This is a genomic window from Persicirhabdus sediminis (genome assembly GCF_016595495.1).
In the GTDB taxonomy this organism is placed as follows: domain Bacteria; phylum Verrucomicrobiota; class Verrucomicrobiia; order Verrucomicrobiales; family Akkermansiaceae; genus Persicirhabdus; species Persicirhabdus sediminis.
Map to the genome: position 1 here is coordinate 697,198 of NZ_JAENIM010000039.1, position 23,232 is coordinate 720,429.

At 50.7% G+C, this 23,232-nt stretch carries 19 protein-coding genes; 7 read left to right on the plus strand and 12 right to left on the minus strand.

What is annotated here, in order from left to right; genetic code table 11:
• Window position 1: 1 nt before the first annotated feature.
• The 9 genes from JIN82_RS10435 to JIN82_RS10475 all read right to left on the minus strand — a co-directional run bounded on the left by JIN82_RS10435 (window position 2) and on the right by JIN82_RS10475 (window position 11,678).
• The gene (locus JIN82_RS10435; RefSeq protein WP_200311568.1) at window positions 2-1,981 is read right to left on the minus strand and encodes a hypothetical protein; all 1,980 of its coding nucleotides are present in this window, start codon (window positions 1,979-1,981) and stop codon (window positions 2-4) included.
• Window positions 1,959-2,528, minus strand: coding sequence for a type II secretion system protein (locus JIN82_RS10440; protein ID WP_200311569.1), 570 nt, complete (start codon window positions 2,526-2,528; stop codon window positions 1,959-1,961). Before JIN82_RS10440 ends, JIN82_RS10435 begins: the two co-directional genes overlap by 23 nt.
• The gene (locus JIN82_RS10445) at window positions 2,528-3,037 is read right to left on the minus strand and encodes a hypothetical protein (protein WP_200311570.1); all 510 of its coding nucleotides are present in this window, start codon (window positions 3,035-3,037) and stop codon (window positions 2,528-2,530) included. Before JIN82_RS10445 ends, JIN82_RS10440 begins: the two co-directional genes overlap by 1 nt.
• Window positions 3,038-3,062: 25 nt before the next feature.
• Window positions 3,063-4,280: a hypothetical protein gene (locus JIN82_RS10450; protein ID WP_200311571.1), complete on the minus strand. Its 1,218-nt coding sequence runs from the start codon at window positions 4,278-4,280 to the stop codon at window positions 3,063-3,065.
• A 12-nt stretch (window positions 4,281-4,292) separates the two neighbouring features.
• Complete coding sequence (locus JIN82_RS10455; protein ID WP_200311572.1) at window positions 4,293-4,793, minus strand: hypothetical protein; 501 nt, start codon at window positions 4,791-4,793, stop codon at window positions 4,293-4,295.
• Window positions 4,794-4,813: 20 nt separating this feature from the next.
• Window positions 4,814-5,539, minus strand: a complete 726-nt coding sequence (locus tag JIN82_RS10460) for a hypothetical protein (protein WP_200311573.1) — start codon at window positions 5,537-5,539, stop codon at window positions 4,814-4,816.
• Between the two features lie 411 nt (window positions 5,540-5,950).
• A complete protein-coding gene (locus tag JIN82_RS10465) occupies window positions 5,951-9,292 on the minus strand; it encodes an SbcC/MukB-like Walker B domain-containing protein (protein WP_200311574.1) in 3,342 nt (1,113 codons plus the stop codon).
• Window positions 9,289-10,248 carry a DUF4194 domain-containing protein gene (locus JIN82_RS10470; RefSeq protein WP_200311575.1) on the minus strand — a complete coding sequence of 320 codons (960 nt, stop codon included), beginning with the start codon at window positions 10,246-10,248 and terminating at the stop codon, window positions 9,289-9,291. The genes JIN82_RS10465 and JIN82_RS10470 overlap by 4 nt, the downstream gene beginning before the upstream one ends.
• Before the next feature lie 5 nt (window positions 10,249-10,253).
• Window positions 10,254-11,678, minus strand: coding sequence for a Wadjet anti-phage system protein JetA family protein (locus JIN82_RS10475; RefSeq protein ID WP_325099498.1), 1,425 nt, complete (start codon window positions 11,676-11,678; stop codon window positions 10,254-10,256).
• Window positions 11,679-12,173: 495 nt separating this feature from the next.
• Here JIN82_RS10475 and JIN82_RS10480 point away from each other — a divergent pair, with 495 nt between their 5' ends.
• Both JIN82_RS10480 and JIN82_RS10485 read left to right on the plus strand, forming a co-directional pair.
• On the plus strand, window positions 12,174-12,905 hold the full coding sequence (locus JIN82_RS10480) for a PEP-CTERM sorting domain-containing protein (protein ID WP_200311577.1): 732 nt from the start codon (window positions 12,174-12,176) through the stop codon (window positions 12,903-12,905).
• A 253-nt stretch (window positions 12,906-13,158) separates the two neighbouring features.
• Entirely contained in the window at window positions 13,159-13,878 is a 720-nt protein-coding gene (locus tag JIN82_RS10485; protein WP_200311578.1) for a PEP-CTERM sorting domain-containing protein, read from the plus strand.
• Between the two features lie 151 nt (window positions 13,879-14,029).
• Here the strand turns inward: JIN82_RS10485 and JIN82_RS10490 are convergent, their stop codons facing one another.
• Genes JIN82_RS10490 through JIN82_RS10500 form a run of 3 tightly spaced genes read right to left on the minus strand, consistent with a single transcriptional unit; the run spans window position 14,030 to window position 17,289 of the window.
• Complete coding sequence (locus tag JIN82_RS10490) at window positions 14,030-15,265, minus strand: dihydrolipoamide acetyltransferase family protein (RefSeq protein ID WP_200311579.1); 1,236 nt, start codon at window positions 15,263-15,265, stop codon at window positions 14,030-14,032.
• A gap of 11 nt (window positions 15,266-15,276) precedes the next feature.
• Window positions 15,277-16,245 (minus strand): alpha-ketoacid dehydrogenase subunit beta, encoded by a 969-nt coding sequence (locus JIN82_RS10495; protein WP_200311580.1) that lies wholly within the window; start codon window positions 16,243-16,245, stop codon window positions 15,277-15,279.
• 6 nt (window positions 16,246-16,251) lie between these two features.
• Entirely contained in the window at window positions 16,252-17,289 is a 1,038-nt protein-coding gene (locus JIN82_RS10500) for a thiamine pyrophosphate-dependent dehydrogenase E1 component subunit alpha (RefSeq protein ID WP_234041906.1), read from the minus strand.
• Between the two features lie 326 nt (window positions 17,290-17,615).
• On the opposite strand from JIN82_RS10500, the gene JIN82_RS10505 reads away from it, so the two are divergent.
• Genes JIN82_RS10505 through JIN82_RS10525 form a run of 5 tightly spaced genes read left to right on the plus strand, consistent with a single transcriptional unit; the run spans window position 17,616 to window position 23,208 of the window.
• Window positions 17,616-18,527, plus strand: a complete 912-nt coding sequence (locus tag JIN82_RS10505; protein ID WP_234041907.1) for a nucleotidyltransferase family protein — start codon at window positions 17,616-17,618, stop codon at window positions 18,525-18,527.
• Between the two features lie 39 nt (window positions 18,528-18,566).
• The gene (locus tag JIN82_RS10510; RefSeq protein ID WP_325099499.1) at window positions 18,567-19,670 is read left to right on the plus strand and encodes a phosphotransferase enzyme family protein; all 1,104 of its coding nucleotides are present in this window, start codon (window positions 18,567-18,569) and stop codon (window positions 19,668-19,670) included.
• 21 nt (window positions 19,671-19,691) lie between these two features.
• The gene (locus tag JIN82_RS10515) at window positions 19,692-20,621 is read left to right on the plus strand and encodes an NAD-dependent epimerase/dehydratase family protein (protein WP_200311581.1); all 930 of its coding nucleotides are present in this window, start codon (window positions 19,692-19,694) and stop codon (window positions 20,619-20,621) included.
• Between the two features lie 55 nt (window positions 20,622-20,676).
• Complete coding sequence (locus JIN82_RS10520; RefSeq protein WP_200311582.1) at window positions 20,677-21,840, plus strand: polysaccharide deacetylase family protein; 1,164 nt, start codon at window positions 20,677-20,679, stop codon at window positions 21,838-21,840.
• Between the two features lie 15 nt (window positions 21,841-21,855).
• Complete coding sequence (locus tag JIN82_RS10525; protein WP_200311583.1) at window positions 21,856-23,208, plus strand: replication-associated recombination protein A; 1,353 nt, start codon at window positions 21,856-21,858, stop codon at window positions 23,206-23,208.
• Window positions 23,209-23,232: the final 24 nt, after the last annotated feature.

Below are 23,232 nucleotides of genomic sequence, written 5' to 3' on the forward strand. Positions count from 1 at the left end.
CTCACAGTTCCTCAACCACAATCAGCCAGTTGACAAAATGCACTGGCGGCAAATCGTCGACGGTTTCGACGGGTTTTAGCTCAGCCTCGATGGCGTCACTATAGCTAGTGCCAGAGGCAGATTTCAGGTCGAGTGGTTTCACAGACTCCGTATAATCATTCGCTAGCACATTTAATCGGCCAGACATATCGATACCCAGATCGACGCGCTCAGAGCCGAACCGTGGTTCTGGGGTAAAGATCGATACCGCTGGATAGGCGCCAGATGATTTGGTGGTTTCATTAAAATCATCGTCAAAAAACGTGCGCAGATCAGTCACCACCGATAAACCAGCGCTGAAATCAGTCGCCAAATCACTCGCTCCTGTGATTTTTAATGCCACATCATCATCAGCCGGCGGCTGCTCGTAATATTCCTCCAAGTTATGGAAAGTATTGGCTGCTTCTTCAGCCTCACTTGGCAATCTATGGGTCACATGGATGGTATTATTATCTTCAACGTTCATGCCATTCGCGGTGAGGAATACTTTCAGCAATGATAGATCCAAGGTGATGGCGCCTTGGCCATTCGCCGCCACTTCCTCTGGCCTGAATGGAAATGCATTTTCAAAATCCTGCGCGTCCCAATCTTGGTATTCAGAACCAGTACCAATCAATGAATGACCAGCTCCTAGGTAATACCTTTCCCACTCGGTGCCATCTGGCTTCATCGCCTTCACACGAATGCCGTCTACTTCTAGCGAGCCCATATTCGGGAATACATCTAGGATATCCACCTGCAGCTCACACTGGCGGGCGCCGCGAGAATATTCAGTCCACGTCGTTGACGAAAATGTCGTAGATTCGTCGTGTTCGTCGCCACCGTAGTAGCGGAAAAAGTCTATGCCAGTATTGATGGGAATGAATGATACCCGCCCAGAATCCGATGACCGTGAGATTGGGAAAAAATTCTCATCGCTGTGGTAGATATTTGCGTGCTGGTTTTCGTAATCTTCGCGAGTCATCGACTCTGCGCCGATGTTGCCAATATTGCTCATGCTGAGTAATTCGGCACCCTCACGCGTCGCCAGACGTGTCACACTGCTATTGATGTTGGTCTGCTCGACTTTGCGACCGTAAACACCACCGTCGATAATGATATTGGCATTCCAATCTGACTCGTCAGCATGTTTGCCCATGCTCATGAAGGCGTCAGCTGAGATAGGTAGCTGCGAGGGCACTTCGTACAGCGAGATCATGTAATGTTTCACCGCTGAGCCGACGTGAGTGCCTTCACCCTGGTCGGCAAAATCCACACTGAATGTCCACCAGTTGTGTTTGGCCACAAAATCCTCACCTGGCTCACAATAACCAAAGTGGATATTTGGATAGGGCAAAACCGCATAGTTGGAAAAATTGCCATTCTCATCAACATAACCTTTTTCGTGAGAAATAATCGGCGCTAGCTTTTCATGATCTAAGCTCAGCTGTGAGCCACTGCGGTAGCTCCACATGCTTGGAGTGCTGACGCCGGTAATTTCAAATGAGATCCCGCCAGTATTGGATTCGGGATTATAACCAACTAATGATTTCATCATCTCACCAACCAGCTCAACATCACCCACATTGGCGCGTGTCGATGTGGTATCAATCGCCTGCATCAATGCATCATCCGAAATCTCAGCATTGGCCGCATCCAATGCCTCTTGAAAAATCGTAGGCCATTTGATTTCGCTGAAGGCATCCCCGTCACTACTTCCCTCGTGCATCGCCAAATACGCTTTTTCAGGAACAATCTGCACCAAGGCACGTAAAAAGGCGTCTTCTTTCTGGCTGTAATCCATACGCAAGTGCGTATCAGCCGCTACTTCATGATCAACCACCGCACGGTGATAGGTCATGGACATGACCCCCAAAATCAAAATACCTAATGATATCACCGAGAGCATGACGGCGTAGCCAGCTGGGCTTGGCCGTTTGTTATAATTGTGATGCGCTTGCATAAGTAATCTCCTCGTTTTTTGGTCCCTTTAATGTCGCGGTCAGCCTGCCGTTGGTATTGCTAAATACTAAGCCGTCACCTTCAGCTGGAGCATCCCACCTAGCGAGTCGCCAGTCGGCCTCATCCCAAATAGGCACGCTGCCAGCAGCTGGATCTTCATGGTAATAATTGATCGAAACTTCACCATCTACGGTTTGCGCCTCAATCATGCCAAAACTTTTATTTCCCACAGCATCGCGGAAAACTAAAACCAAAACATCTCCGCTCGAGGCCCCCGTCACTCCTGATCGAGCTGCCGTCATATCGGCAAAAATCTGGTAGCGGTCGGCGCGCTGGACAATACGCCCGAGCATGTTGCTCACCTGCGGAGCATCTTCCACGAGGAAGTTATTGTCCCTGATGATTTTTTGCAATTTGAGCTGCTGGCTTAATAAACCCATGCCGAATCCAGCGATGATGACCATCATGCCAATGACAATGGTCAGCTCAATCAGCGTGAACGCTTTCTTGCAGCTAGCTGGGTATTTTATTTTCTGAACTACCTTCATTACTGGCTCCTCACTACGGTTCTGGAGGCGATGTATTCGCGCCCATTGGTTTCGTATGCCACAATGATGCGGATGGTAATGATGTCGGATAAACTTTCATCCGTGCCAGCTGGATTGATGTAAACGCGGCGCACATCGGCTGTAACATCAAAGCCATCTTCCAGCACGCCATTAGCATTGGTGGATGCCGAGCGTTTGCCAATCACCGTGGTAGTGGCTGCGGGCGCTGATCCACCTTCACTGTAGGCAACATAAGTTGGCCACGTCGTGTCGGAATTATCCGTGGTGATGAGCTCAAAGGGAATGGCATTGGCATCAGCCACCTCCACAGATAGGTAGGCATCCACCAGCGTTTTGGTGATCGTCCAGTTCCGGGTAGCCAGCGTATTCATCATGCTCTGGAAGGATATGGCACCGATGACAACCATCACCATCACCGCGGCGGTAATTTCCAAAAGCACACTACCCTTTTTACAGCTGCGTTTTTTAATATTCGTTGCACTAGTCATCTCATCATTTTCTAGCTAGCTGGAATTACTCCAGCGTATTAATTTCAGCATTCACACGGATCTTCGGCAGCACATCAAATGTGTACTCAGCGAGGATTTCATCTTGGTTTGGCAATACCGGTGATTGGTGAACTACCTGCACCCACCATTTGCCCGAATCGGTGATATTTTCCTCCCAACCAGTGAGATCAATATCGCGGGTAATCGGCGTATCATCACTCGGGTTGATGTATGAGTTGAGCACTGATATTGATGGTCTAGTGACATCTTGATCGCTGAAGCCAGTTAACGAGCTGCGATCAGCATCGGTAATCAAACGCACAAAAGTCGTGCTGCCTGGATAGAGGTCTTCAGCGGTCACTGAAACATTAGGAAAATCAGCACCAAAAACATTCTCGGTTGAATCCGTAGTGATGGTAGCTTCAGGTACTGGGAATACGTAAACTTGCACGCGGTCCAAAGTCAGATCAACTGTCCGAGTTGGATCACCAGCAATAATCTCACTGATACGCAATTTGATTTCATCATCCACAGATGAATCTGTATCTTCACCTTCTTTAGAGGCACCATCATTACTTGAGTCCACCCCGTCGACGTTGTTACCGTGGCCGTTGTTGGTTTTGTAAATGAGAATGTCTTCTGGGTTTTCCGGCTGGGCGTAGATAGAAAATGTCTCAATGCCGTAGGATTTGCCATCTTCCTCAGCTGGAATCACGGTGGCCAGAGTCATTGAATCTTCCTCGTTGTCGCCAATCATCGTTGAACCAAACTCAGTGAGTTCACCATTATTGGGCTGGAATTCGTGCACCAGCTCCACTTCGCTAGCTGATGCCAGCTCAGACTCAGGCAAGAGCCCGCTCGTTTCCCAGGTGATGGTGTAAGCAATGTCAGCACGGGTACGTTTCCATGTTCCGGATCCCGCATCATCACCTTCAAAGGGGTCGGGTGAAACAATGGATAAAGTGGCCTGCGCACTGTACGCGCCAACAAATTTTTCATCGAGCAACCAAGATTGGCTACCATCGCTGCGAATCGACCACAGCTCGTAAACGGTGCCTTCAACCAGCACCGGCATCACCGAGCTAGCTTCTCCTTGCTGCGGAATGTCTTCCATGTATGACGGCGCATTGCCATTTACTGGCCGCTCAACAATGAAGTTGATGTAGTCAGCCGCGCTGATTGAGCTGACTGTAAAACCAGCGCAAATAGCTAGCTGGCGAATGAGTTGATTAGAGGTTTTCATTTTCATTGGGGGTTAGAGGTCGGTCACCGCCAGTGAGCGGCGCACGGCTATAGGGTTTCGATTTTTCACGGCAACAACGATCACGCGCTGCAACATCATCTGCTCTTTGACGAGCTCATCAATCGGCTGCAGCCCGTTGGCTACATCTGATTGCACTTCCATAGATTTCACGACGCGGCGGTTGTTTTTCAAAAACTCCGCCCAGCTGACTAATTTGCCAGCTGGCGCCACCACAACATGTTTTCTCAAATACTCAGGCACATGGACCACCGCTCCTTTGGGAACAATCGTCCAAGTCCCCTTGCTAGCTAGAATTGTCGATTGCGCCAGCAGATCACGCTTATGCCGCGTTGAGGATTTATTTTCGCTGGGTTTCCCCTCTTCTGGGCTGAAAAACTTGCGCTGATCGGCCACCATTTCTGAGCGCTCGGCTGCCGTCAGTTTCTGAGGCACCGCCTCCAGCTGGTGGTAAAGCATGACCAAACCGCCGAGGATGATTGGATAAATTTTCATATCTTCATTGTCGGCATTGGTTAGCGGAAGGTGACGAGGAAAACCATATCCTGCATGTCGTATCCTTTGTCGGACGCATTTCCTGACTGCTCGTAAGTGTAGACACGGTCGAGCTCGACAACGAAAATGACATCTTTAGGGCCTAGCACCACGGTGCGTGTTCCCTCATCGAAATATGGCATGAGGAAAGCTTCTACATCGCCGCCGCTGCCCATAGGGCTAGCTGATGGGTAGGTGTCGCCATTTTTCAGCGCGATGAATGAATGGGCAGGTTCCGTGCGGCTTGTGCCCGTCCATCTGAAATACTGACCCGACTCGCGGCTCTCGCCCATCATGCCGAAGTTGATCACATCATTTTCATCAACCTCACGGGTGAACAATGCGCTATTACCGCTAGGTTTGAAATTTTTTGATTTGCCTGAGTAGAGGTTGAATTCTTGCCCGTCCACACGACACTTCAAATTAATATTTAAATTACCATTCCAGTATGCGGAGCCGATTGGCCAAACTTCCATGGTGGATTTTTCAGCGGGAACCAGCTCATCTTTAGCTGTGATCACAGCGCCTGGATCCTCAGTAATGGTGTAACTAATCTCCCAGCTCAGCGATACATGTTCGTTTTCGTTCACCACAGAATTACTTGATGATCCATTGACCCAGAGTGAGCCAGTTGGTTGTCCTTCTTCGGCGTAAACACCGGTCGCCATACCGGCGAATAACGCTAATACATAGAGTTCTTTTTTCATTTTTTTCGGGGGTAAATTGTCGACGACCTAAGTGCGCCAGCTGGTGACTAGCAAAATCTATCCGCCAGCTAACCCAGATTTATAACACAAATGCTGAATCATGGTCAAGCTCGCCTTAAACAAGTGTTCTCGTTCTCGCAGTGCAAATTAGCCCGATTGTCTACTAACTGAAATTTCCAGTCGTCTAACGAAGCCACATGCCATGCATTACCCGATAATGGATTCAGCCTAAATGAGCTAGAAATGCAAACGATCGACAATTTTGCAGCAAATGCAAAAATTTCGCACCGAAAAAGAATTCAAATTAACGGCCAGATTTTACTTTGGCTAACTTAAGCAGCTAACTGCCCAACAAAAAAGCCGCCGCAGATCCTGTCTGCGGCGGCTTAGTTAATTCAGTTCGGCTAGTTGTTATTTAATCCACTTTTCCACCGCTTCTTTGCGCGACATGGAAACGGCGATGTTGCGCACAAAGACACGTCTATCCTTCTTGGTTTCTTTCTTGGAAACTACGATGGTTTGATCGCACAAGTCGATGGCGTATGGGATGTTACCACTGGACATCGAGAAAGTGCCCTGCAGCCCCAGCGCTTTGAGCGCGCCAATACAGTCGCGAATACGCTCACCGGAGAGCTTGGAGAATGCCTCATCAATTGGCACCAGACCAATACTCGGTGCTGCACCACGAGTTTCGTAGCGATGGTAGGCACGCAGGTAACAGGCGAGGATGGCAATGAAGTACGGGCTCTGGCTTTCACCACCAGAGAACTTACCACTCTGTTTATCGACGGATGTTTCGCGACCATCTGGGTCACGCACATCGAGCACCGACATGTCGTAGTCGTAGTAATTCCGGTAATCGAGGAATTCCAGCGCTTCTTTGTTGTTTGGATCTTCTACCAGAGCTTGGAAAATGCGTTCCACCTCCTCTTTGGCTTCGTCGTCCACGAGGTTGAAAAACAGGCTACCTTCTTCGGCTAGCACTGAGCTATCCACCAGTTTTTGATAAACCGCGTAGTCTGGGTTACGACGCTTACGGATTTGGTACATGTGATTACCAATCGCTCGCTTGAGCTCTTTATTAAGCAGCTTGAGCGTTTGGTCGACACGTAACAATGCGGAGCGCAGCTTGACCAATACCTGCTTGCGGAACATGTCCTGCCAGTTTTGCTCTTCGCGTTCGGCTTTCGCGCGGTAGGCAGGAATATCACTTTCCTGAATGCGCTGAAGTCGTTCGTCCCACGCTGCATTTTGATCATCATCAGGTGACAGCTCGTTATACACTGGGAACTCGCGAGCGAGCTCTTTGCGAGCCTCCACCAGCAATGACCACGCGGTAATCACCGTATCACCGCATTCACGCTCTAGGCGCACAGCTTGGCTAGCGGCCACATCCAGCACTGGGAACTCTTCCATCAGGTTATTGTAGAGAGTTTCACGGCGCTCTTGGTGTTCGCTCATATTTGGCCCTTCAGCACGGTAGCGCTCGAGCTCAGCTTCTGCTTTTTCGAGTTTTTCGCGCGCGTCGTCGAGGTTGCCCTGACAGCGGCCAATTTCCAGCTTGATCTGGCTCTGGCGAATAATCTTCAGCTCGCTTTCTACACCGCCCAGCTGGTGTTCGAGCTCAGAAAGTTCTACTTCCTTGGCTTCAAAATCACCCACGGCGATGGTCTTCAGGCGCACCATGTTTTCTTCCAGTCGCTTCTCGCAATCTTCCAGCGCAGCGGCATCGGAGAGCAATGACCCGAGGCTCGGGCTATCGAGGCGTTGTTTGTGGAAATTCTCTTCACACTGGTCAAGCATCTGCGCCAGCGGTTTGAGACGCTTGAGCTCTTGGCGTTTGGCCTCGCGTTCCTGCTCGAGGTAGACACGCTGCTGTTCAAGTCCCCTGCCACCGATGCACGGAATGTTATCGTAATGTGCACGACGCTCGGCAAATGGACGACGATAGGAGAAGCCATCACGCAAGATGGCGGCGTCATGTTTACGTAGGTCTTTGGCATCATCCACACAGATCAGGCGGCCAAATAGATGGTCGACCAATTTTTGCGCCACCGGATGGGTGCATTCGAGTTTTTCAGCAAGGCTGCCTGGCATGCGCTGAGCGCGCATCTGCATCGCCTGATCTGGATCAATCAATGCCTCACCAGGTGCGGCGCGTTTCATCTGACGGTAGACGCTTTCCGCTAGATCGTATTGATCTGGCTCTACGACGACGGCAAATTTACGTGTGAATGCGACTTCCAGCGCTGGGCGCCATTGTTCGTCTTTCACCTCGCAGAGTTCGCGCAGGGCAAATGCAGCTGGATCGCCATTGGCGCGGCGTGGCAGCGTATTGTTGATGGAATCAAGCAATGCGGTGCGATGAGATAGTCGCCCGCTCTCCAGTGCCTCCAACCTTTCGGTCAGCTTGTTGAGCTGGTTGACCTTTTTCTCTACCTCGTCGCGCACTGGTTTTTCTGCCGCTTTGACCTCGCGGTAGAATGCACGCACGTGATCTGAGAGCACATCCAGCTGGTCTTGCAGGCCAGAAATACCAAATTCCTCGGTCTGTTTGATCACCTCACGCAGTTTGGCAAATTCACGACCGTGAATCTTCAAGCGAGCATTTTCGATAGAATCAACCCAGCTGCGAATCATCTTACAGCGCAGCATTTTCGCCTCATCGACGGTTTTGCCAGCTTCGCGCAGTGAATTCAAGGTTTGCACCAACTTGCGGTTGTCTTCACGCAAGTGCAGGTAAAGTCGTCCGTCTTCGGATTCATTCAGCGCATCACGCAGAAGGTCACGCTTGTTACGCCCTTCATTTAGAGTCTTTTCTAGCTCATTTTCACGCTTTAACTCTTTCTCAGATTTCTCTTCCAGCTGAGCAATTTCCTGCTCGTAGTCGTTGACGAGTTCTTGCAGGTCATCGCGCTTGAGTTCGCGTGCGATATCGGCAAAAAGAACACGATCGCGTTTTGCCTGATGGTGGCTGGTATAATGCTGGTTAATAGCCTCCAGCAGGATTTGCTGTTTGTTCAATGTTTCCAGCTCGCGGCGCAGCGACATGAATGCGTAGTAGCTGTCGCGCACTTCCTGGATGCGTACTTCATCTGGCGGCAGGACAAAGCTGCGGCAGAATCGGTTGAAGTTCTCCAAGAAGGTGAATGACATCGCCACTGGCAGCAAGTAGTCGAGCGTATCACGGTCGAAGTTCAAGTGCTGAGCAAGCGCCATTTCACGACGGTAGGTTTCCATCGTATCAAAAACTTTGCCTTCCTTTTCTTGGGTGAAATCGCGGAAATCTGACCAGCCAAGCGGGTAACCAAATTCATCAATCCAGTCGGCTTTTTCCATGCGCCGTGGGATCATGAACCCGTGACGTTTGGATGGCTGGTTTTGCGCCGCGCTATCAAACTCGATGCGCAGACCCCAAGTTTCTACTTTGCTCTGGCCCGGCCAAGTGAATTCCAGCGCGACATAAGTGGTAGCCCCTTCATTACGCATGTACTGAGCGACCCCTTCCACCTCATCTTTGGTATCACCAAGACAGTACGACTTCAGCGTACGAGATGACGATTTACCAGTCGCTGATTGGTTGTATTTGGACTTCTTGTCGCCCACCAATACCAGCTGCATCAAATCCATCAAAATGGATTTCCCCGAACCCGTCACCCCAGCAATCAGCAAGTTGCCGTGGATATCAAATACGTCCTGGTAGCCGAACCAGTTGATCGCGTGGATCCTTGTTAGTTCAATTTTATTGCTCATGCGTCTTGATCTTTATTGCTTGCTTCTTCGTCCTCGTCACCAGCGGAATCCACTTCACCAGCTGGAATTTCTTCTTCAGCTAGCTCAGCCGCGGTTTCCCCTTCTTCAGCTTCTTCTTGCTCAGCTTCTTCAGCTGGCTGGTCGAATGCTGATTTTTCATCCACGGTCACGGTGATGGTTTCATCAAAACTCAGCTCGTCACCCTCGTCGACCGCTGGTTTTTTCACGTAGTCATCATCGTCATCCGCCTCTTCTAACCCAACCACGCCAGAATCATCCGCGTCTTCAATATCTTCATTGGCCTCAGCCACTTCCTCAGCCGCAGCTTGGGCAGCTGGATCCACATCTGGCTCAGCGTCAAATTTCTCTTTCACCTTCAGCCACTCGGCAATGTCAGGGAATGGGATGGCCAAGCGCAGTGTAGGCAAAATCTGCACCACGCTATCGGCAAATGCGTCCGTCCACTCGATTTCCACCAAGTTGAGACGGGCAAATCCACGCAAGATCTCCTTCAGGCGCGATGCCGAAAGCGGCTGGATCGCTGGGAATTTGCTGCGGAAAAGTTCATTGAAATCACGCACGGACAGGTACACCTCATGGGCGCCATTTTCCCGAACTTCCACGTCGTAGTCGTACCACAGCGCTAGAGCTACCAAGGTTTCGTCGCGGCGTAGTTTGCGTGTCAGTGAAGGCACTTCTGGCAAGGCCATGATGAGGCGCTCGTTGCGCTGAACCACCACTTTCACGCCGAGCAATGTGCCCCATTCTTCCAGCCATTCTTGGTGCTCGATACACCAATCGTACAATACCCTCTCAGCTGAGCGACCACGCAAGATTGAGCCGTGCGCCAACAAGCGGTGCGCGGCCTCATGCAGGATTTGTTTATCTCTCGATTGCAGAGCTGGGTGCAGCAATCCTTGCTGCGTTGGCTCATCTTTATGTTCCGTACTATCCATTTCTTTTATGGTCTTGCTTTAGGGTGAATTTCAAATCTGTCCACGGCATAATCGCCGAGTTCATCAACGGGTGGAGTCACATTTTCTTCCCGTGGGGAATCAATGGTGTATTCGCAATCTGCGGTGTCTGAATGCAGCAGCAGGCCGATGGTTTCAAGCAACCACTCTTCCTCGCTAGCATCAATCAGAGCTGAGGACATGCCTTCAACTGGCACTTGCAGAGTGCGGTAATAACGGTTTGCGCGCAGCGATGTCAGCGAGCTATTGATGCTATCGCTCATCTCATCTACCGCGTACATTTGATCGTCGTAATCATCAAAGTCTTCCAGCGGCTGGCGTTCACCTTTGTGGTGGACGGATCTAGGTAAATTAAGCGAGTCGAGGCCAGAAAGCAGACCCACCGATGGCAGTCGCAGCTCAGGCAAATCTAGCTCGTCAGGCAAATCTGCCATCTTAGCGCCTTCGCACAGCGCATTCACGCTCTCAAACAGCTCGCGAACCTCTGAACGGCGACCACTAGAAACTTCCTGCAAATAGCGGAAGCGGGCAAATGATCGGCGGGCAAATTCAGCCGCGCGACGGTCAACTGCGTCACTTTGTGGTTCCACGCAGTTGAGGAGATCCAGCGCTTCTTGCATGTTTTTGGCCACCTCACTGGCTACTTGGCCCGGCAGCAAATCAGGGCGTCGTTGCGCCAGCTCGCTCTCCATGCGCGCTAGCACTTGTGGATTAGCGGCAATATCCTGCAGTGCCTCAGTAACCACTGGCAAGCGCAGCGGTAAATCCAGCGCCACCAGCTGGCGATAACACCGCTGGCCAATGTTTTCAGAAAAGTCATTATACAGAACGTCCAAGTTCTCTTTGATGGAATCCGACTTCAGCTGGCGCTGGGTCAGCTGCGCCACCCCCTGCTGCACGGCGCGCAGTTCCTGCAGACCGTAACGAAGGTTATCCAAACAGGCCTCAAGGTCGCTGAGCGGGTGGTCGGTGAACGCGGTTTCGTCCTGCAAGCGAGTACAGGCGAGGTGCAATTTGTCGGTAAAGGTGACCTTTTCGGGAAAGGCAATGCGACGTAAGAAATCCAACATCAGCTCAGCCCGGCTATCGAGGTAATAGACGCGCTGGTAGTCACTGCGACGCGGCTCTTCCAGCCACTGGCTCTGCAGCATCTGGCGCAACATCTCAGAAGCGGTCAGTTTACCGGACTCTTCGTCACCCTCGATGTGAGCAGTCTCCTCAGCTCCAGCCTCATCCAATACAGATTCACAAATCAGCATCAACTCGGCGCGAGTAAGCCCCTCGCCGTGGCGTCGCCGCTGCGTCTCTTCTATCAAATTCAAGGCATCTACATAACGCCGGCCATGGCGCCATGTCAGCACCGCAAAAAAGCGCGCCGGCGTATTGTCAAAAATTCGCTCACTTAGATTCACCGCGCCAATCTAGTCAGCAATTTCATTTTGAAAAGAAAGGAATGCCTTATTCACCACTGTTCACAAACTATCCACATTTCAAGCTGCACCTTCCATAACTCGCTGAGCGACACGTATTATGTCAGCCGAACGCCCAATCGCCCTGAATTCATACAGATTTTAATTTTTGACTGCATTTTTTTCAGCCAGCCAACTGAATCGATAATATACCTAGTCGGAAAATGATGAAGTAACCGTGAAGCAAGAGCAAACAATGGAGCACGGCAAAATACACCCGACCAACAGAATTATCACTTGTGAAATATTTCATCATACAGGAATCCACCCTTGCAAACATGTGTATTATTGCATTGATCGGGGCTGAATTTTATCCACAATTGTCTTAGTTATCGAGCCTTAGGCTATCACACAGCTAGCACTACGGGCCGCCCCATTACCCAGTGAGACACGCACAAATCAGTCTCACGCGACCTCAAACAACCCAAAATCCAACAAATGAAAAAATTAATACTCGCTAGCACAGCCGTGCTTGCCTCAGCAGCACTCAGCCATGCCGCTGTCGTAACTTTTGGTTCATCTTCGTCTAATTCACTTAACTGGTCGGACGGACGCAATACAGCAACCATTTTCAACACCACCGAAAGCAACGGAAGCATTACCTTCACAACTATCCAAGATGGTGTAACTTTCGAACTCAACATTCAAGGATACACAGTAGGAGCTGTGAGCCCTGAAGAAAAAGGCATTAGTATCTTCGGTAACGGCCAAGGAATCGGCGTAGTCGGCGGCAGCAGCGGCTCTGCTAACAACCGCATATCCAACAATGCATCAGGGGACACTGCTGACGATGAGTTTGTCAGATATACACTGACTGTATCAGGTGCGGAGGTATCCCAACTCTCTTTGAGCAATGTAGAAGTTAGATACCTCTCCAAGTCTGAAGACAAAGTATTCTTCTCGGATGGCAGTTCAACTGCAACATTTACAACAGGGGAAGATTTTTCATACGCCACAAACCTTGGATCTTTGGACGCCCTCACGGCTACAAATGTGAGCACATGGTATCTTGACCAAGGCATGATTGATGCTGACAGCCCTAACAATCTAGCCAATGCCGTGACCGCCATTGGATCCGTGGAATTCAACTACGAGGTAGTCCCTGAACCATCAGCTGTAGCTCTGCTCGGCCTCGGTGGCCTGGCGCTCATTTTGCGCAAGCGTCGATAGACTGTCGCTTTTCATTTCATTGTTTCGTTTCTGAGCGGGCTGGAGAAATCTAGCCCGCTCTTTTTTTAGGACAGAACGAATCAGCTCCAAATAAGGTATCATCACCAAAGTCGTCACACCGATAGATAGGACAGATTAACAATCATGCTATCACAGGGTAAATTTTGATATAAACGATTGTAATTTGATACGAATCACCTTTCACACCACTGAAAACCAAGCGATTATCAGCACTGACCATATTTAATCATTCATGAAAAAAACCACTCCAATAATAATAACGATATCGGCGCTTGCCGCTATGAGCCAGCTAGCTCAGGCCGCAACCGTATCGTTCACCGATTACAATAATACCGCGGGTAATAACAACGGTTGGACCCAAGGCGTAAACCCTAGCTCAGGGTCAATCACCCAGGACGGCGTCACCTTCACATTGACCCTCACTTCGATCAGCCCTACACCCGCTCAGGATGTCAGACTCTACGCAGAGGCTATCGCCGGTGTTGACGGCGAGCGAGGCGTAAGACTTGATAGCGGAAACGACACGGACTCAACTGCAGATGATGAAACTTTGCGATTCAGCCTAAGTGTATCAGGAGTCCAGCTAACGAGCTTATCCCTGGAAGGCATCGGCACCTTAGCCTTTACTACCGAGGGCCGAAACTTTGATGCTGATGACGGCGTGAATAGCTCCATCAACGTGGCATCAGCTGGCTCAAATCTGGCAGCTATGAATTACGATAATGTTTTCAACGGACTCACTGCCTTAGATGAAAACAATGTTGGCGGTCAAGGCGATGGAACTTGGTATATTGAATTTACCGCACGCGATTGGTTAGACGAAGGCACACCCACATTCACAGCCGTTTCATTTGAAAATGTTGTCTTCAGCTACGAAGTCATCCCTGAGCCATCTGCCATAGCGCTACTTGGCCTTGGTGGACTAGGCCTCATCTTGCGTAAGCGTCGATAGGTAGTCGATTTTCATTGTTTCGTTTTTGAGCGGGCTGGAGAAATCTAGCCCGCTCTTTCGTTTCTCAAAACACACGCCTAGCCAGCTGGAAGAAATACTCGCAGCTAGCTAATGAAAATAGCTATCAGGCAGAGAAACATTAAACCTCGGGTTAGAGGTCTTCTGGGCGCTGCAGTAGCTGCACGACGCGATTGAGCAGCATGCCAGCGCCGCCGCCATCAACAACGCGGTGGTCGAATGTAAGCGCGAGCTCAGCCTCTGTGACTGGCACAAATGCCTGCACATCTTCACTCCACACCGGTTTTTTCACCCCAGCTGAAAGCCCAAGAATCAAGGTTTCGTTAGGCAGAGGAATTGGCGTCCCCCATGTCAGCCCAAAGGTACCAAAATTAGTGACGGTTGCGATACCTCCACGGGTCGCTTCATCAGCCAGCCTGCGGTTGCGTGCTTGTTTCACTAGGTCGGCGTATTCAGCCGCCAGATCAGCTAATTTCTTGGTATCCAGCGAGCGCAATATGGGCACCAGCACACCATCTTCCACCTGCACCGCCACACCAATATCAATGGCACGCGGGTGCACGATTTTGTCGCCAATGAGATATCCAGCTACCGCTGGGTTTTCAGCAATGGCAATGGCAAAGGCGCGCAGCACATACAATGTTGGACCCGGTTTTGAGGCCAGCGACTTCCTGTGATGAAGCAATTTGTCCATCACCAATGGATGGCCAACACTAGCCAAGGGACGAGTCCAGCTGCGACGCATAGAATCAGCTACCCCCATGCGCATTGGTGATGCGTTAGATCGCGGCCAGGTGTCGATGTAGTCGAGGAATTTTTCTAAATCCTCAACCGTCACGCGACCACCAGCGCCACTACCAACAATAGCAGAAATATCTGCTGCCTGCAGGCCTAAGTCGTTCATGCGAGCACGCATTCTAGGCGAAATGTAATGGGCGCCAGCGCGTCCAGCTGGCACCGGCAAACCTTTCACGTTAGGCTCAATGACCTTGGGTTCACGGTAAGCGTCATCGTCTACCTTGAAATGTAAATTTTCCTCCTCGGCATCTGATCCAGCTGGCTGATCATCCCCTTCTTCCGCCATGTGCTCTTCCACGGTGGATACGCCAGTGCGTTTGATCTCAGCTTCATCTACTTCTAGCAGCGCGAGCACAGATCCAACTGGATAGGTCTCCCCTTCTTTAGCTAGAATTTCAATGACTTCGCCACAGCACAATGTGGTCACTCCCATTGTGGCCTTGTTGGTCTCAACTTCAATCACCTCGTGATCAGTCTCCACCCGGTCACCAGGTGCAATTTCCAGGCGCAAAATGGTGGCCTCGGCGATGGATTCACCTAGCTGAGGCATCAGAATGGGAACAGATGGCATAAATAAAAATCTTAGTATTTGAGGAGGTTTCTCAGTGAGGCGGCAATCGTCTGCGGTGTCGGTCTATGGTCAGCCCAAAGCTTTGGATGGTATGGGATTGGCGTATCGCGAGCATTCAATCTAGCTGGCGGTGCGTCGAGCAAGTGAAATGCATCAGCAGCCACGCGAGAGACGATTTCTGCAGTCACACCTCCCCATGGGAAAGCTTCGCCAACAGCTAATAACCGACCAGTTCTAGCAACGGATGCAATCACCGTATCGGTATCAATAGGCTTAATACTGCGCAGGTCAACTACTTCGATCTCCCAGCCACCTTCATCGTATAACATTTCCGCGGCGCGCACAGCCTCGTGAACCATGGCGCTGTAGGTGACCACTGTGGCATGTTTGCCAGCTCGGGTAATACGCGCTTTACCAATCGGCAGCCCATCACCCTGCAGCGTGCTGGATTTCAGCCAGCGGTAGAGGAATTTGTGTTCGCAGAAAATAACCGGATCTTCTAGCTGGATAGATTCCACCAGCATTTGATAGGCATCAGCCACGGTAGCTGGAGTGACAACGACTAGACCGGGAAAACTTGCATAAATCGCCTCCAGACTCTGGCTGTGAAATGGCCCAGATCCAGGGGTGCCGCCTGATGGCAGCCGCACGGTCATTGGCACAGGCACGCCAGTACGGTAAAAGTGAGTTGCCGCGTGGTTGACGATCTGATTGAGCGCGATGGTTGAGAAATCAGCGAACTGCATTTCTAAAACTGGTCGCATGCCCTCCAGCGCTGCGCCCATAGCCACGCCAGCCATGGCGTCCTCGCTGATAGGTGCATCTAGCACTCTACCCGGATAGAGATCTTGGAGACCTTTGGTCGCTTTAAATGCGCCGCCAAATTTGCCAATATCCTGACCGTAAAGAAAGACTCTATCGTCATCTCTGAGAGAATCATTCAAAGCCGCGTGAATGGCATCGATGTAGCTGAAATCCATATCCTTCTATTCTTCCAATTCTCCGTGATACATCGTCCGCCAATCATCATGGTGTGGATGAGGCGCGCTTTCCTGTTGCGTTTGCGCCACTGCACTTTGCACTTCAGCCACAGCCTGCGCACGCATTTCATCCAGCTGAGAGCGGGAAAATACCCCCGCATCAATCAGCTGACCTTCAGCCACTTGCATACAATCACGCGCTAATCCTGAAGCGCGCATTTCAGCTGGCACATAGGAAGCGTCATCGTGCTCGCCGTGACCGCAAAGTCGCAGCAAATCAGCAACCACCAGCTGAGGTCCGCCGCCATCTCTAGCTGCCGACACTGCCTTTTTCATCGTCTCAGCCACGGCAATCAGATCATTGCCCTGAACTTTGTGCCCAGCTACGCCATATCCTCTGGCCCGGTCGACCAAGTCGGCGCAAGCAAACTGGCGGTCATTGCCGGTAGAATATGCAAATTGATTATTCACCACCAGAACGACCATGGGCAATTTTTCTACCGCAGCAGTATTGAGCCCTTCATGAAAAGCTCCTGTGGAGGTGGCGCCGTCACCTAGGCTCGTCGCGCCAACCACACCTTCTAATCTTCCCTGCATGCGCCGCGCCATGAGCATTCCAGCTACTAAGGCTACGGATGAACCAAGGTGGGAAATCATCGCTGGCATTCCCTCTTGTGGTCGCCCGCGGTGAATGTTGCCGTCGCGTCCTTTCATTGGTCCTTCTACAGAACCTAAGTAGGTGCGAGTTACATCCATCAAGGATTCACCAAAAGCGGTTCGCCCCGCTTGATCGCGGATTAGTGGCGCAAAAATATCGATACCACGATGCAGGTAGCTGGCTAGCGAGCCGCTCACGGCTTCGTGACCGCGACCCAAATAAACGCCACCAACAATCTTACCCGCTTTGTATAAACTACTTAGCTTATCTTCCAAGACGCGGGCACGCAACATAGCGAGATAGATTCTAGGCAAATCCTCCCTAACTCCTGAGAGATCATTGCGATCGATTCTATCCTCTCTAGTCACTGGCACGAGCGGGATCATAGATCGTTCTCATTCCAAGGTGCAACAGCTGATTAACAAAAAGGCATAATTAATTGCGCCAGCTGACACACTATACAGCGAAATCCATTCAAGCTGAACCAGTCGCTGTCAAACGGATAGATTTGTATGCCAAGCGACATCGTAGGCCAAATGTTTTAATGAGTCCTGCACAGCTGATGGCGCCGCCATTCTGGCCAATACACACAATATTGATAAATCATAAGCGAGAAAGATAAGTGGCGAAAAATCCCATTGCCAGATTCCGTACAATCCCCCATACACAAAGCAAGTTTATCACTATTTCACCACTTATAATCTAATTAATCATGAGCAAACTCACACTTCTTGTTCTTGCTGCCGGAATGGGCAGCCGATACGGCGGACTCAAACAAATGGACTCCATGGGACCAAATGGAGAAACTGTACTCGATTATTCAGTCTATGACGCCATTCGCGCTGGATTTGAAAAAATCATTTTCATCATCCGTGAAGATTTCGCCGATGAATTCAAAGAAAAAGTGGGCTCAAAATTTGCTGACCAAATCGCGGTCGACTACGTTTTCCAGGACCTCAATGATTTACCAGAAGGATACTCGCTGCCAGAAGGTCGCGTGAAACCATGGGGCACATCACACGCCATTCGCGCAGCTCGCAACGTGATCGACGGACCATTTGCAGTTATCAATGCTGACGATTTTTACGGTCAAGATGCCTACAAGCAAATCGCTACATACTTCAGCGACAAAAATGCTGACTCCGATAAAGACCACTACTGCCTGATTGGTTACCCAATCGTCAACACACTTAGTGACCACGGCAGCGTTAACCGCGGCATCTGCACCAACGACGGTCAACTGCTTAAAGAAGTTGAGGAGGTCACCGAAATTTCCCGCCAGGAAGATGGCACAATCAAAGGCACCGGCATGAACGGTCAACTCCGCGACGTTCCTGAGAGCTCAATTGCCTCCATGAACTTCTGGGGATTCCCAGCCAACTTCCTCGACAAACTCGAAGCTCACTTCATCGAATTCCTCAAAGAATACGGCAATGAAATGAAATCTGAGTGCTTCATCCCTACTGTGGTAGACGAGCAAATCAACCTCGGCGCCGCCGAATGTGAAATCATCAAAACTAGCGCAATCTGGTTTGGCGTGACCTATCCAGAAGACAAAGCCGCCTGTGTTGATAGCATCAACAAGCTCATCGAAGCTGGCGAATACCCAACACCACTTAGCTAGATCCAGCTAAGTCACACTCAACACTTACAAAAATTTACCGTGAAATCACAATCACCCAGAGAAATCGCTGCACTCTTCGATATGCGTGCAGATTTCATTCAAGCTCATCGCTACGGATCAGGTCACATCAATGATACTTTCCTAGCTGAATACGACCAGTCAGGCCTACGCGTGAAATACATTCACCAATGCCTCAGCGAAGCCGCATTCAAAAACCCAGTCCAGCTGATGGAAAACATCGCACGCGTGTGTGATCACAACCTCAGCCAGCTGATTGAGCAAGGCCATCCAGAAGCCTACCGCCGCACCCTCACGCTGATTAAATCCAAAGATGGCAAGCCATACGCCATCGATGCCAATGGCAGATACTGGAGAACTTACCTGTTTATCGACAGAGCGCGCACTTACGATTTCATCGAGAGCCGCGAGCAAGCGATCGAAGCCGCTAAAGCATTTGGTGAATTCCAGAAGCTAGCTGCCACATTACCAGGCGAGCCACTGCACGAGACCATCCCAGACTTCCACAATACCAAACAACGCTACGCAAACCTTGCCAAAGCAATTGCGGAAGACAAACACGGTCGCGCCGCTGAAGTCCAGGACCTCATCGACGAATACATGAAATATGAGCCCGTCTCATCTACCATCGTCGACAAGCTGGAATCTGGCGAACTGCCAACACGCGTCACTCACAATGATACCAAGCTCAACAACGTCATGCTGGACGACGTCACCATGCAGGGCATCTGCGTGATCGACCTCGACACCACTATGCCAGGGTCAACTCTGTACGACTTCGGCGACATGGTGCGCACCGCTACTTGCAATGCCCCAGAAGACGAAAGCCAGCTGGACAAAGTGATTGCCGACCCTGACATGTTTGAAGCCCTCGTTGAAGGCTACCTCTCATCAGCGAAGGAATTCCTCACCGACACAGAAATGGATCTGCTTGGATTTGCCGGTAAGCTCATCACTATCGAATGTGGTGTACGTTTCCTCACTGACTACCTCGACGGCGACGTTTACTTCCGCACTCATTACGACGGCCAAAATATCTCACGCTGCAAACGTCAGCTCGCGCTAGCCAAATCACTTGAAGCGCAAAATGACGAGTTTGAGAAAATCATCGCCAAATATCGCTAACTCCCACCGTTCACCAATATCATGAACATTCTAATCACTGGCGGATCTGGATTCATCGGCTCACACATTGCCGAGTACTTCCAAGGTAAAGCTGACTCAATCCGCATTCTCGACAACCTGAGAACTGGCTACAAACACAACCTCGACGGACTCGACTGCGAATTCATCGAAGGATCCATCACCGACCGCGAGCTGGTAAAAAAAGCCGTTCAAGGTGTTGATTACATTTTCCACATGGCTGCCATGGTAAGCGTGCCAGAATCTATGGAAAAGCCAGCTGAGTGTGTTGACATCAACGTCAACGGCCTACTCAACGTGCTCGAAGAAGCATCCGCAGCTGGTGTGAAAAAACTCGTTTTTGCCTCATCCGCAGCCTGCTACGGCGACGACCCAACCGTGCCAAAGCTGGAATCTATGGTGCCTCAGCCAAAGAGCCCGTACGCCATCACCAAACTCGACGGCGAATACTACCTCGAGATGTTCCGCCGCGAAGGCAAGCTGGACACCGCATCTATCCGCTTCTTTAACGTCTTTGGCCCACGCCAAGATCCTAAAGGTGCCTACGCCGCCGCTGTGCCTATCTTCATTGAAAAGGCTCTCGATGGCGAAGAAATCACCATCTTTGGTGACGGCGAGCAAACTCGCGATTTCATCTACGTCAAAGACATCGTTGGCGCGCTGGTATTTGCCGCCATGAATGAAGAAGTCAACGGCACAAGCAACGCAGGTTACGGTGGCCAAATCACCATCAACGACCTCGCTGAAGGCATCATCAAAGCTGCTGATAGTCAGGCGAAAATCAACCACCTTCCAGACCGACCAGGCGACGTGAAACATTCACGCGCCAGCGCTGAGCGCTTGCTCAACTTCGGCTGGAAACCTCAGTTCACCCTAGACCAAGGGCTGGCTGAAACGCTCGAATTCTTTCAGCAAAAATTAGCCCTGCGCTAATATCAGATGCATCTGGGCTTTTCATCCCAGCACATACCGCTACATTAGTGGCGGTATGATTTTGCATCTCAAAAACGCCATCATTGCCCCGCTCATCGCGCTTGGAATTTCCAGCTCGTGGGCGGACAATGAGGTCTCAGCTGGCACATCTCAGCAGAAAATTGTCGACGACGGCACCCGTGTGACCGTGCTTGGGTATCACGATTTCTCTAGCGAAAAAGAAGCCACTGAGATGCTTCTGCCAACGGATAAGTTTGAGAAACAACTGCAGGCGCTCAGAGAGCTTGAAATTGAAGTCATTAGCCTTGAGCAATTTCTAGCGTGGAAAAATGACGACGCACCGATTCCGCCTAAATCCGCCCTCATCACCATTGATGACGGCTGGCGCAATGTTTACACCGAAGCCTACCCGCTGCTCAAACAATACAATTACCCATTCACTCTCTTTCTCTACCAAGACTTCATCGACAAAGGCGAGCTCTCGCTAACTACGGAGATGATCGTCGAAATGCAGAAAAATGGCTGTTCTATCGGCAATCACTCGGTCACTCACCCCTACCCATCGAAGGTGAAAAAACATGCCGAAAAAGGGCAAGCCGCCTACGAGGCATTCATCCGCACCGAACTGGAGAAATCCAAAAACTTCCTCAGCAAAAAGTTTAATACTCAGGTCACCACCTACGCCTACCCTGGCGGTTATTACACCGAGGAGATGTTTCCCATTGCCGATGATCTCGGCTATGACGCACTATTTACCGTCGAGCCAGGCAAAGTGGATAAAACCACTAACAACCACCTCATTCCGCGCTACATCGTGCTCGGCACTCACGATAGCATCTTCCGCAATGCCACCACTTTCCAAGCGACACAAAAAATCAAACCGTCAGCTGGCGCGCTGATCCAACAGACTCCTTATCCGGTGCAGCCAGAACCTGGCGTGCGCGTAGCTGATAGACTGCCAACCATCACCGTCGACCTCAAGCAGCTAGATAATATTGACCCTGAGTCAATTGTCATGCGCGTCGAGGGTTTCGGGCGTGTGCCAGCTAGCTACGATAATTTAAGCAAATCGCTGTCGTGGAAGGTAAACCGCAGGCTGCGCCACCAAAGCTGCAACATCACTGTGCAGTGGAAGCTCATCGACGGCGAAGAATACGAAGAGCCACTCAAGTGGAGTTTTATCGTCGACCACGAAGCCGCTTACGAACCAGCTGAATAATTCAGCCAGCGCACCATGGACGATTTATTTCAACCGCCACCACCAGAACCTAGCAACGCGTATAAAAATACCGGCGACGCCCCGCTAGCTGCTCGCATGCGACCACAATCGCTAGAGGAAATTGCTGGCCAGAAACACATTCTAGCTGAAGGCAAACTTCTGCGCCGCGCCATCGAGGCGGATAGATTTTCGTCGCTCATCTTTTACGGCCCGCCAGGAACGGGAAAAACCACGCTAGCGACAGTCATCGCTAACAGTACGGATTGTCGCTTTGAGGCACTCAATGGCGTTGAATCTAACGTGGCTGAAATCCGCGACAAAATCGCCCAAGCGCAAACATGGCGACAAATCAAAGACAGACCGACGATTCTATTCATCGACGAAATCCACCGCTTTAACAAAGCGCAACAGGACGTCCTGCTGCCGCACATCGAGCGCGGCGCAGTTAGATTCATCGGCGCCACCACTCACAACCCCTACTTTTATATCAACTCACCTTTGGTTTCGCGCTCGCAGGTATTCCAGCTAGAAGCCGTGCCAGAGGACGAACTCATCATTCTACTCAAACGCGCGCTGACGGATAAAGAACGTGGACTCGGTCAGCTGGACATCACAGCTGACGATGACGCGCTGCGCCACTTAGCCGCCATCTCCGACGGCGATGCACGCAAATCACTAACCGCACTAGAGCTCGCCGCCACCACCACGCCAGCTCACGATGGAAAAATCCACATCGATCTCTCCGTAGCTGAAGAATCCATCCAGCAAAAAGCGATTGTCTACGACGCGGATGGCGACGCCCATTACGACACTATCTCGGCATTCATCAAATCTATCCGCGGATCCGATCCTGACGCAGCCCTCTACTGGTTAGCCAAAATGCTAACCGCTGGCGAGGACCCACGATTTATCGCTCGCAGACTAGTGATTTCAGCCAGTGAAGACATCGGCCTAGCGGATTCTAATGGACTCAGAGTAGCGCTCGCCGCCCAGCAAGCATTTGAATCCTTAGGTATGCCCGAAGGACGCATCCCGCTAGCTCACGCTACCGTCTATCTAGCCACAGCGCCAAAATCCAACAGCGCATACGCCGGACTCGGCGCCGCCATGCAAGACGTAGCCAGCGGGCGTACACTAACGGTGCCAGCTCATCTAAGAACCAGCACTCGCAAAAAGCTAGCTGAAGCATCTGGCGCCAGCGCCGAGCAGCTCGCCTATCAATACAGCCACGATTACGAAGGCAACTACGTTCCGCAAGCCTACCTCCCTGAAGGGAAATGTTATTATCAGCCAACTGAAAACGGCCTGGAAAAACGCATCAAAGAGCGGCTCGAATATTGGCACCAACTGCGTGAACAATCAAAATAACAATAGTGACAGCTAACATTGGTA